The organism is Coraliomargarita sinensis (genome assembly GCF_003185655.1).
Classification (GTDB): Bacteria; Verrucomicrobiota; Verrucomicrobiia; order Opitutales; family Coraliomargaritaceae; genus Coraliomargarita_B; species Coraliomargarita_B sinensis.
The window spans coordinates 209,340-221,457 of record NZ_QHJQ01000003.1 but is presented as its reverse complement, the minus strand read 5'-3'; the positions used below and the strand labels follow the sequence as shown (position 1 = coordinate 221,457).

The 12,118-nt window shown below is 58.4% G+C and carries 5 protein-coding genes; 3 read left to right on the top strand and 2 right to left on the bottom strand.

What is annotated here, in order from left to right:
- Positions 1–5: 5 nt before the first annotated feature.
- On the top strand, positions 6–1,103 hold the full coding sequence (locus DDZ13_RS05600; RefSeq protein WP_110130452.1) for a substrate-binding domain-containing protein: 1,098 nt from the start codon (positions 6–8) through the stop codon (positions 1,101–1,103).
- Between the two features lie 173 nt (positions 1,104–1,276).
- Positions 1,277–1,975, top strand: coding sequence for a PEP-CTERM sorting domain-containing protein (locus DDZ13_RS05595; RefSeq protein ID WP_110130451.1), 699 nt, complete (start codon positions 1,277–1,279; stop codon positions 1,973–1,975).
- 506 nt (positions 1,976–2,481) lie between these two features.
- Here DDZ13_RS05595 and DDZ13_RS05590 read toward each other — a convergent pair.
- Both DDZ13_RS05590 and DDZ13_RS05585 read right to left on the bottom strand, forming a co-directional pair.
- Entirely contained in the window at positions 2,482–5,484 is a 3,003-nt protein-coding gene (locus tag DDZ13_RS05590; RefSeq protein WP_110130450.1) for a family 78 glycoside hydrolase catalytic domain, read from the bottom strand.
- A 351-nt stretch (positions 5,485–5,835) separates the two neighbouring features.
- Complete coding sequence (locus DDZ13_RS05585; protein ID WP_110130449.1) at positions 5,836–6,306, bottom strand: REP-associated tyrosine transposase; 471 nt, start codon at positions 6,304–6,306, stop codon at positions 5,836–5,838.
- Positions 6,307–6,706: 400 nt separating this feature from the next.
- On the opposite strand from DDZ13_RS05585, the gene DDZ13_RS05580 reads away from it, so the two are divergent.
- On the top strand, positions 6,707–12,109 hold the full coding sequence (locus DDZ13_RS05580; RefSeq protein WP_110130448.1) for an Ig-like domain-containing protein: 5,403 nt from the start codon (positions 6,707–6,709) through the stop codon (positions 12,107–12,109).
- The last annotated feature ends 9 nt before the right edge of the window (positions 12,110–12,118 follow it).

The window sequence follows — 12,118 nt, the reverse complement described above, 5'->3', positions numbered from 1 at the left end:
CGCTTATGAAATCCCCGTTCAAATTATTATCCCCGGCAGATCAGATTGCCGAGCACCTCCGCTCCGCGATTCGGCAGGGCCGCTATGTGGGCAAGATGCCTGGGATCGTCAGTCTTGCCAGGGAACTTCGGGTCCATCGTAGCGTTGTGGAGAAGGCGCTCTACCTTCTGGAACAGGAGGGGCTGCTTGTCAGCGAGGGGGTGGGTAAGCCCCGGAGCATCGAGACCCCGGCCGATTTCGAAAAATCCGGCGTGCGTATCTCGATCATTCTTTACGAGCGGGATGATTCGATGAATCGCGTTATCTCCGAACTAAGGCATCAACTGTTGGCGGCAGGGCACGAATTGATTTTCGCTCCGAAGACCCTGGTCGAACTCAACCACGACCCGAAACGGGTGGCACAAATGGTGAATTCGAACCCGGCGGATCTCTGGATTGTACAAGCGGCCTCGAAGCCCGTGCTCGAATGGTTTGTCGAGTCCTCGATCCCGGCACTTGCGCTCTTTGGTCGAATGGAGGGGCTCCCCATTGCCGGGGTGGGGCCGGACAAGGTGCCGGCGGTCCGGGAAGCGGTCCGGCATCTGGTCGAACTGGGGCATCGGCGAATCGTCTTTCTCGTCCGGGGGGAACGACGTAAACCACAGATCGGCAAAGTCGAAGAGGCCTTCATCCACGAACTCAAAGATAACGGCATCGAAACCGGCACTTATAATCTACCGGATTGGGAAGAAAGCCCGGAAGGTTTCCACCGCTGTCTGGATGAACTCTTCCGAATTACGCCACCAACTGCCTTCCTGATCGGGGACTGGTTGCTCTTTCTCGCCCTACAGAATTATCTGGGATGGGTGAGAAAGGATAAATCCGACGGGATCGACCTCATCTGCACCGATTCCAATCCCGCCCTCAAATGGTGCCACCCCCCGGTGGCTCACGTCTACTGGGATCACATCGCCACCGCCCGAAAAGTTGTCAGCTGGGTGGACAAGGCCGTCACCGGCAAGGTGCCGACAAAACAAAACATGACCCGGGCCAAATTTGTCCCCGGAGGGACCTGGTCGCAAAAGCTGAATCGGAAAATGGCGGCTGAACTGAAAACCGGCTGAGTTTGAATTTGGAATGCAATTTGCGATGAGAACTCACTTTCGCAGGCACTAACAAACCATGCTTCAGACCAGCATGGTAGCCTTAGCAAAAAGCTGTTGCTTAGCCATATAATTCGTTAAGTGTTTTTCAAAGTTATCATTTACTCGATAAACTAAAACCAACCCAAAACCACATGAATATAGTAAAGTCGTTCACCATCACTGTTGGAGCCTTGTTCGCAGCAGCCGCTGGGCTTCAGGCGCAAAGCGTAATCAGCATTAATTTCGACAATGGAGGTAATCCGATCACCGGTTCAACTGGTGCCGTCAATGCCGGTAGCTGGAATACTGCTGCATTTGGTGCCGCTGGTTCGCCCGTGACGACATCAAATTTGCTCTTTGATGATGGCACCGCGTCTATTACCGACATCTCCCTCAGTAACAGATTGAATGGTACTCCGGGCGGTAATGACCAGGTTCTCCCGGGGGCAACCGGTGAAATGCTCAACCTTTACACCGAACGGAATCGTAACGATGGCGCAAGAATCAATATTACCGACATCACTTTCTCGCAGTATGATGTTTATCTGTACTACGGAAGTGTATTCACCGAGATCGTAGTGAATGGAGTATATCAAGGGAGCTATCTGGATAACGATGACGGCTCTAGCTTTGTTGAGGGCAGTCCAACGGTTGAAGGTAACTATGCTCGTTTCTCTGGCTTAAGCGGGAGTACTTTAGAAATCTTAACAGCCCTGGATGGAGATGGTAATCTATCTGGCGAAGGCTTTGTCTTTGGTGCTCAGATTGTTGCCGTTCCGGAGCCCTCCGCTTTCGCGCTCCTCGCCGGAATGGTCGGCCTGACTTGGGTCATGGTTCGCCGCCGCGCCTAAGCGAAGCGTAAACCAACTTCAGCCCCCATACGGTTCTTCGCCGGTGGGGGCTTTTTTGGCTACGGACCACGCCTTTTTGGCTCCGTCACGGGCTGTGTTTTGCCGTTTTTCCATACAAACCACTGATAGGGATTTGCTTATTGGCGGCGTCAGCCGCTCAAGGGGAGAGTTGAGCGTCTCTTGTCCACGATTCTCTTCCGCGCCTAAAGTCGGCCATTCGATACCGTTTCGGCCTTCGAAGATCGCAAGTTATACCGCTTTGCAAAAGTTTTGCCCCTTTAGTGCAGCGATCTTGAAGAGCAGCGCAAGGCGCCCGATCAGGAGGGCACCGGGGTGCCTGACTGATCGGGGAACGCCGCGACCTCTTCAAAATCGCGCATCCGAAAGACGGGGCTGAGAGACGTTCTGGCTAAAGGATCAAAACTTTTGCAAAGAGGTATTATTTCGCTGCCGCAACCGTGCTCAACACTTCGAAGAACTCAGGTCAGACGAGTGAGCACGGTCCTCTACCTCCAGCCTTCCACGCGGATGCTGTGCGTACCCGGACCGAGGGGTGCGGTCAGGAAGGGCCCATCCGGTTCCAGCGAAACGCGCCTTTCATTGATCCGAACCTCAAGCTCCCGATCCACCGGAAGACGCAGGGTACCACGACTGTTGGGCGGGATGGTGGCCTCCAGAACCAGGGCGTTCCCGTCTAGGTGCCAGGCGCTGCGGGCCAGACCGTAGGGCGTTTCCAGTTCGGCGGCGGCCTGTTCGAGCGGCACGCCGGGTGCGGGCTGGATGAAGATGTGCTTGTAGCCCGGCTGCTCCGGATCGGGCGCCAGACCGGCGATGCGCTCGTAAATCCACTGGCCGATCGCACCGTAAGCGTAGTGGTTGAAGGAGTTCATCTTGTCGTTGCCGAAGCCATCCTCGTGGCTGTAGCTGTTCCAGCGTTCCCACATGGTGGTGGCCCCCTGGTGGATGGAATAGAACCAGGAGGGATAGGTTTCCTGAAAGAGCACCGTCAGCGCAAGGTCGGTTCGACCGAAACGGTCGAGGACGGGCGCCAGCAGTGGCGTGCCGAGAAAGCCGGTGCGCAGATGATTATCCGCCTCGTGCACCAAACGCACAAGATGGTCGAAGGCCTTGGGGCGCATGGCCTCGGGCAGCAGGTTGAAGTCGAGCGCGACGAGATACGCGGTCTGGGTTTCGATCGGGGTGGTCAGTCTGCCTTCACTATCGAAGAATTTTTGGGTCAAGGCCCGGCTGACGTTTTCGTAGAGCGATGCGTAATATTCGGCCTCGCGCGGCTTGCCCAGAATCCGGGCCGCCTTCGCCGTCAAATGCGCCGAGTGGGCAAAGTAAGCGGTGCATAGGAAGTCAGTGGGGGTATCCCCCTCGTTTTGCCCGCTTTGCGGATAGGGCTGCAGCCAGTCGCCGAAAGCACGCACCTCGGGGATATACCCCTCGGCGTGGCTCTGGTAATAGCCCACCCACTGCCGCATCATCTCGAAGTTCTCGCGCAAGAAGCCCGGATCACCGGTGCGGACGTAGGCTTCCCAGGGGATGATGGTGGCGGCATCCGACCAGCCGGGACCGCCCACCTTCCCCTGCCAGGTGTCCGGCACAATGGCGGGGATGGCTCCGTCCGGGGCCTGTTCCAGCCGCATGCTGTCGAGCCAGGCCGCAAAAAAGGCGTGCACATCGGCGTTGAAAAATGCCGCTGGCGCAAAGACCTGGGCATCCCCGGTCCAGCCGAGCCGCTCGTCGCGTTGCGGACAGTCGGTCGGAATATCGAGGAAATTACCGCGCAAGCCCCAGACGATATTGTGCTGCAGTTGATTGAGCAAGGGGTGTGAGGAGGTGAAGCTGCCGTGTATGGGGAAATCCGTGTGCAGGACGGCTCCGGTCACCCAATCTTCACTCGGCGCCACGCCCTCGGGGAGACCGCTGAGCTCGACGTAGCGGAAGCCGTAAAAGGTAAATTCAGGATGCCAGGTGACCGTGCCGTCCTCAGCCGCAGTGTAGTGGCTTTTCGATTGGGCCCCGCGATAGTTTCGGGTGTACATCGTGCCGTCCGGGTTCAGCATTTCAGCAACCCGGAAAGTGACGGTTTCGTCTTTTTGAACCGGGATGCGAAGGACGGGCCAACCAACCATATTCTGCCCGAGGTCGAAAACAAAAGTTCCGGGCTCGGGCTCGGTCACCTCGACGGTCGAAAGTTTTTGCGTTATTCGGACCGGACGGAACGGCTTGGGCGTGAGCGGATCCCGAGGCTGGACCAGACCGGCATGAACCGGTTGCCAGGCACTGTCGTCGTAGCCGGGCAGAGTCCAGCCGGTCGTTTCCATTCGGGCATCGTAAATTTCGCCGCGGTAGATGCTGGAGTAACGAATCGGGCCGTCATTCGTCGCCTTCCACGATTCGTCGCTGAGGATACGTTTCACCGTACCGTCCTCGTGAGTGACCTCCAGCTGGAGCAAGAGCTCCGGGTACCGGCCTCCGAGCCGTCCCTGAAATAACAAAGTGCCAGCATACCAACCCTCTCCCAAAAGCGCGCCGATGGCATTGTCTCCCGGTTGCAAATGATCGGTGACATCATAGGTCCGCGTCTCGATCTTCTTTCGGTATGGCGTGAAGCCGGGGGCCATGTAGTCCTCCCCGACCTTTTCCCCGTTGAGGTGAACTTGATAGAGTCCCCGCGCCGTCACGTAGAGCCGTGCACGTTGAATGGGTTGGTCGATTTCAAATTCCCGGCGCAACTGCTGCGGAATAAACTTGGGCACATGCCAGCGCTTGATTTTCTTGTCCTGGTCGAAGTCGTAGATCTCACCTTCCTGTAAGATGAGCTCTTTCCGCTGACCGTCCTGACGGTAGACAATCCGGAGCGATTTGGGCTGATCCCAGGCCGGGTCCTGAGCCACGAGTTCGTTACTCGCCGGGATAATCCTTTTCCCTAGAGCGAAACGGGCACGCAGTTCAGCGGTCACGTCGACCAGATGGTCCGGGGCGCCCGGGACACCGTAGTGGGCCTTCTCAATCACGATTTCGGGGCCAGAGTTTGCCCTTTTCGCTTCCTGAGAATGATTCAAGCGTATCCATTTCGCCTGCCAATCGCTATTGTCCAGGAGGCCCATTTCAAAATGGGCCGCGTCACTCCAGGACGAAGGGCGGTCCTTCTGGTCCCAGAACCGCACCTGCCAGTAGACCTTCTGGCGCGAGTCGATTGGTCGCCCCGCATAAGGAATCCAATTGGACCGGTCGCTGGTGACCTTGCCGCTGTCCCAGAGATCCGCGGCCTCCGGCAACTTGGCGGGGTCGCTGGCGACAACGAGACGATAGGCCGACTGCGAATGTACGCCCGCAAGTGCGGGCAGCTTCCAGGAAAAAGCCGGACTGGGGTCGTGGTAACCAATCGGAGCCTGGCGGTTCTCCCCGACACGGAGATCCCTCGGAACAGGGATCGGCTTGCCGAAGAGCGAGGCAAGGGAAACAAAAAGACAAACCAGAATACTAAAGACGCGCATGCACGGAATAGAGCAGGGACGAGTTTGAAAATCCAGACTTTAGAACCAAGCCTTCTGATCTTTAATCAACTCCCGCCGAAAGGTAGGGACGCATGCCCCCATGCGTCCGCTATACTTGCGGGGCGTGGTGACGATCCGAAGGATTACGCAAGGTTCGTGCGGCTACATCGATTCGCGGACGGCTGAGGGCAGCCGTCCCTACCGTGCATGTTGAACCGAAGGGTAGGGACGCATGCCCTCATGCGTCCGCGATACTTGCGGGGGCGTGGTGACGAGCCGAATGATTGCGCAAGGTTCGCGCGGTCACATCGATTCGCGGACGGCTGAGGGCAGCCGTCCCTACCTTTTGCGTTACTTCGTTACGTCTTGTATGTCTTCCGGTTCCCAGACATAAGGCCACGTTTCCGGGTGCTTGCATAATCCGGCTCTTACTGGATTTAAACGGATATAGGCAGCCTTCTCGTCCAGGGCGGCATCGTTTCTTAAGCGGTGGTCAAAAAATCCCTTTTGCCAGACAATCCCATGACGCCGGGCCATCAGACGTTTCCAGTTCCTGATGGTTCTTGTCATCGAGGCTTCACAGTCGGGGAAGGCTGCGATCAGATGCAAGTGATCCGGCATGAGTAAGATCAGCCGCACATACCAGTCCCCGCGTTGTTGGCCGAACTGGATGGAATCGAAGATGCCTTCCACCACATCCGGGTGGGTTAATTGCTCACGGCTCCGATCCTTGCAACAAAGCGTTAAAAAGAACCTCTCATTTTCGGGCCGAACCCACGAAGGCGTATGATGATACAGCCATTTTCGTTCCGCGCGTGCCATTCGTTCTGATTAGACAAAACATAGTCACATGCCCGCAAGCCAGAAAGGTAGGGACGCATGCCCCCATGCGTCCGCGATACTGATGAGGGTGTCGTTTCTACCATGTGGTAAAAGGTAGGGACGCATGCCCCCATGCGTCCACGATACTTGCGTGGCGTGGTGACGAGCCGAATGATTACGCAAGGTTCGTGAGACTACATCGATTCGCGGAAGGCTGGGGGCAGCCGTCCCTACCATTTAGGCTACCCGACCATGCTTTGATCCGGCATGGTGACATTCGTCGCAACGCCTTGCCGAATGGAACAGTCTGTCCGATAGGTTATCGGTTCGGTCGCTCGAGGTTTGTTTATGAGGTCCCCAGTCGATCCGCTCCTAAATTTTCCCCCATAAAAATCACCGCATGTTATTCACAAAAATCGCAACCACTGCCGCCGTGAAAAGGAATCTTTTCCTGGCCGTACTCACGCTTACGTTTGCTGCCTCCGTTTCCGCCAAGCACTACAAGGTCTTCCTCATGGGCGGCCAGTCCAACATGTTTGGCTTCTCCACCGACCTGGGGAGTCTCCCGACGGAGCTCCAGAGTCCGCAGGAGGATGTGCGCTTCTACTACGGGACCAATTTCACCTTCCTTGAGTCGGGAAGTGGCGGGCCGTGGGGCTCCGAGATCACTCTCGGCCGCACGCTTGCCGATGCGCGCCCCGACGAGAACTTTTTCTACATCAAGCACGCCGACGGGGGCACCAGCTTATGGCAGCAATGGAATCTGACCGACGGCCGCAGCTACAATCTGTTCAAGGAGGTGGTGGACTTCGGTTTGGATTCGCTGACCAAGGCCGGGCATACTTATGAAGTCGCCGGGATGTTCTGGGCACAGGGCGAACGTGATGCGCTCAACGGGCGCACGACCGAAGAGTACACGAGCGATTTCGAGGCCTTTATCGCTGACATCCGCAGCCGCTATGGCGCCGACATTCCTTTCATTTTCGCCCGGCTCTCGGTGAAGCAAACCGCCCGGCCGATCGACGAAGTCCGCCTTGCCCAGAACATCGTGGCGGAGCGCGACCCTAATACCTACCTGATCGATACCGATGACTATCCGATCGGTGGGGACAACCTCCACTACACCGATGAGGCCTATATTGAGATGGGGGAGGACTTCGCCCAGACTTACCTCAACTCGCTCTCCGGGGATTCCACCGCGCCAACGATCAGCGCACTCGCACCGGCTGGCGCGGTCGATCCGACGGCCAATCTCAGTATCACCTTCAACGAGGAGGTGGCCTTCGGCAGCGGCAACATCACCTTGCGCCAAAGTGGCGGGACAGTGGTGGAAAGCTTCGACGTGACGAACCCGTCCAGCGGGCTGAGCCTGTCCGGTGACACGGTCACCATCGACCCGAGCAGCCTGCTGGCATCTTCCACCAGCTATTACGTGGAAATCGACGCCTCGGCCATCGATGACCTCGCGGGCAACAGCTTTGCTGGCATCAGTGGCGACGGCACCTGGAGCTTCACCACTTCGGCGGCGGATAGCACCCTGCCGGGCATTGAGTCGCTTCGCCCAACGCACACGGAGACCGGCGTCAAGTTGGACAGCATTCTGGTCCTCGACTTCACGGAAAACGTCAGTTTTGGCACTGGCTTAATCACCCTGAAGAAAAGCGATGGCACAGTGGTCGAAAGCTTCGACGTGGTCAGCGCGCCGGCGAATCTCAAGCTCTCCGGCAGCCGTCTGACCATTGTGCCCAGCGCGGATCTCCTTCCCGCCACCGGCTACTACATCGAGATCGCAGACAGCGCGATCGACGACCAGGCGGGCAACAGCTTTGACGGGATCAGCGGAAGCGGCATTTGGAGCTTCACCACGGCAGATGCTGTCATTGACGGGGCCCTGATTGCCGCCTCCGCCTCGAATCTTCCCATGGGCGATCTCGCCTTCGACTTCAACACCGGCACCCAGAAATGGCACCCCTACCGCACCATCGATGGCTCGGGTCTGAGCGGGGGCGTGCACAGTACGGCCGCCGCAAGCGGCTGGCTGACCAAACAGGAAAGCGTTCCCGGTCCGGCCCCCAAGGTCGAGGAGTCCTACATTCAGTGGGACCTCGGTGATACCTATGCCCTCGATTCGATCCACATCTGGAACATGAACAAGGAGGGCAATACCAGCGCGAGTGTCCGCTCGGTCGACGTCTACTACTCCAGCGTCGAGTTTCCCGGTGACCCGGAAGGGGCGGGCGCCGCCAACTGGACGAGGCTCGGCGGCGCGTCGCTCGAGTTCCCTCAGGCCCCAAGCACGAACAATACCGGCTTCGACCTTGAGACCGCCACCTCGACCAGCCTGCCGAGCCATGGCGTCCGCTACCTCCGCTTCGAGTTGAACACCAACTGGGCGGGCGTGGACGACTTTACCGGCATTTCTGAAATTCAGTTCACCGCCGCTTCCCGCGGGACGGATACCACCGCTCCGAGCATTCTGGTTCTCGACCCCGGCCACACCGGGGGCGGGGTGGACCCGGCCTCCGATTTGAGCATTACCTTCTCCGAAGCGATTGCCCTTGGTTCGGGTGAAATTCGCCTCCTTCAAACCGGTGGGAGTGTTGTGGAAACGTTCGACGTGGGCGCTCCCGCGGCCGGACTCTCCATTTCCGGTGCCACGCTCACCCTCGATCCGTCGAGCTCACTCGCCCCATCGACCGGCTATTACGTGGAAATCGATGGGACGGCGGTCGACGATCGTCTCGGCAATAGTTTCTCCGGGATCTCGGGCGATGGCACCTGGAGTTTTACCACCGCAGCTGCCGATAGCGCCGCACCATCCATCGCTTCGCAAAGTCCCGTGCCCGGTGCCTCCGGAGTTAACTCCGAGAGCAATCTCATCCTTGTCCTCGATGAAGCAGTCACCTTCGGCAGTGGCTCGATCACTCTGCGCGGGTCCGGTGGCAAGCTGATCCAGAGCTTTGACGTCACCGCACCGGGAGACGGGCTCAGCCTGTCCGGCAAAACCGTCACGCTCAATCCGTCAGTCGAGCTGGCAGATTTTACCAGCTACTACATTGAGATCGAAGGCACGGCTATCGACGATCTCGAAGGCAACAGCTTCGCCGGAATCAGCGGCGACAGCGCCTGGAGCTTTACCACCGGCGGGCCGGATGGGATTGCTCCGGAGATCGCCTCACTTACGCCTACTGACGGGGAGCTTGCATTTTTCCCCTCCGACGACCTGGTCATCACCTTTGACGAACTGATCGAATTCGGAACGGGTTTCATTCGAATCCGCAGTGTCAGCGACGACTCGATCATCGAAAGTTTCGATGTGGCCAACCCGCCGTCCGGCCTGGATTTGGTGGGCGCCACCGTCACCATCAATCCGAGCGACGATCTGCCCACGGGCACAGCCATCTACGTCGAGATTGAGAGCACCGCCATCCTTGACTATTCCGGAAACGCCTATTCGGGCACCGATGGCTCAACCACCTGGCGATTCACCACGGCCGGCGCCACCATCATCCATCAGTTCAGCACGCTCCTTAGCAACGGGACCGCTTACAATGTCTCGGTTTACGACGGAAAGGCGGGCTATGCCGGCACCGGTGCCTACAGTTCCGTGGCCGGCACATTCGGTGACGGCACGGTGGAGGCCTACAAATTCCTCAATAACGTCACTTCCGGCAGCCCGGGAGAAATCACCGCCTATGCCAGCGACGGCACAAATTTGACCTACCAATGGGATCGGGTGGCGGTCGATTACAATGCCGATCTTGGCGACGTCTGGACCACCAACGACCCGGGCACCGATTTCTCCGGGGGCGATCCGGCCAATTACGGCGGCACCACGGCGACGATGTCGGGCGGCTACCTGGTCAACGGCAGTATCGATATCTCTGCCTACAGTTCGGGAACCATCTATGTCCTCCTTGGCGGCTTCGATACACCCTTTGATCTGGCGCTCAACTTCAATGGCGAAAATCCCGTCAACATGCCGCAGATTGATCCGCCGGGCACCCGCAATATGTATGTGGTGGCCTTCACCTTCGATGACCCCAGCTACAATTACACATCGATTGACTACAGCTATACCGGCAGTTCGCCCAGTCGTTCGCGATTCATGGGGATCGTCGTTGATGGCACCGAAAGGGTGGCCGAGCCGATCGTCAGCACCTTCAGCCCCGCTCACACGGCGACCGACGTCAGTGTCTCCGGGAACCTCAGTGTCACCTTCAGCGAGGACGTTGTCTTCGGCACAGGGAATATCTCGCTGTTTGAGAGTGGTGGAACCCTCGTTGAGAGTTTCGACGTGGCGGGTCCTGCCTCCGGCTTGAGTTTGTCCGGGTCGACGGTGACCATCGACCCGAGCTCCGATCTGACAGGTTCAACGACGTATTACATCGAAATCGATGCCACCGCGATTGACGACCTCGAGGGCGAAAACTTCGCCGGCTTCAGCGGCGATGAAACCTGGCGCTTTACCACCGAAGCCCCGCTCACGAGTCCGCCGGACGCACCCACTGGCCTTAGCGCCGCGCCCGGCGATGCCCGCGTGGACCTGAGTTGGAACGCGGCGGAGACGGCCGACAGCTACACCGTGAAGCGGAGCACCACCCCGGGGGGCGGCTACAGCACGATCGGCACGCCGACCACGACGAGCTTTGCCGACACCTCCGTCGTCAACGGCACAACTTATTACTATGTCGTCTCGGCGACCAATAGCGTCGGCGAAAGCGCCGATTCGACCGAGGTCGGTGCCACTCCGGAGGCGGTCATCGCCGATGTTAGCTTCAGCTACTCGGAATTGATCAGTAGCAACAGCAATTTCGACCTATACGTCTTTCCGGGCAAAGCCGGTTACAGTGGCGATGCCGGCGGCGCCTTCGGCGATGGCACGGTGGAAGCCTACGCCTTCTTTAACAATGCGACGACCGGGTTTCCCGGTTCGGTCAATAAATATGTCTCCGGTGGCAGCGCCGTCACCATGGATACTTGGAGCGCGGTGACAGATTTCGCGGATTTTGATCGCGGCGATGTCTGGACGACGAATGACCCGGATTCACAGGCTGCCAACTATGGTGGCACGACCGAGACGATATCGGGGGCCTACGAGGCCAGTGGCACGATTGACATTTCCAGCTATAGCTCGGGCACCGTTTATGTGCTGCTGGGCGGCTACGATACTCCGTTTGATCTTTCCCTGACCATGAACGGATCGGGGCAGGACCCGGTCGTCGACAGCATGCCGCAAATCGACCCGCCCGCGACCCGCAACCTTTACGTGGTGGCCTTCGATTTCGAAAATACAGGACTCGCTTACGACTCGATCACCTATGCCTATACCGGCTCGGCCGCCAACCGTTCCCGCTTCATGGGCGTGGTGGTCGATGGAGCACAGGGAAGCGTTGACCCCAGCTTCTCGGACTGGATATCGGGCTACAGTGGGCTCGACGGACAGACCGGCCTCGCCGACGATCCCGACGGAGACGGCATCGCTAACGGCATCGAAAACTTCTTTGGCACGCACCCGGGTGAATTCTCTGGAGGCATGGTGTCCGGTAACGTAACGGCGGATTCGTTCACCTTCACGCACCCGCAGAGCGGCGAACTGGCGAGCGACCTGACGGCAACCTACCGTTGGTCCACTGATTTGGAAACTTTTTCGAACGACGGGGATTCGTTCGGTGGAACCACGGTGGTCTTCACTGCGGAAACAGACAGCCCGACCGCCGGAACGACGTCGGTGACCGCAACCGTGAGCGGTACATTGGTCGATAAACTCTTTGTGGATGTTGAAGTCATCCAAAATCCCTGAACCCATTTC

Excerpts from the sequence above, each read along its gene's own strand:
- DDZ13_RS05600 (WP_110130452.1), top strand. The coding sequence starts at position 6 with ATGAAATCCCCGTTCAAATTATTATCCCCGGCAGATCAGATTGCCGAG.
- DDZ13_RS05595 (WP_110130451.1), top strand. The coding sequence starts at position 1,277 with ATGAATATAGTAAAGTCGTTCACCATCACTGTTGGAGCCTTGTTCGCA.
- DDZ13_RS05590 (WP_110130450.1), bottom strand. The coding sequence starts at position 5,484 with ATGCGCGTCTTTAGTATTCTGGTTTGTCTTTTTGTTTCCCTTGCCTCG.
- DDZ13_RS05585 (WP_110130449.1), bottom strand. The coding sequence starts at position 6,306 with ATGGCACGCGCGGAACGAAAATGGCTGTATCATCATACGCCTTCGTGG.
- DDZ13_RS05580 (WP_110130448.1), top strand. The coding sequence starts at position 6,707 with ATGTTATTCACAAAAATCGCAACCACTGCCGCCGTGAAAAGGAATCTT.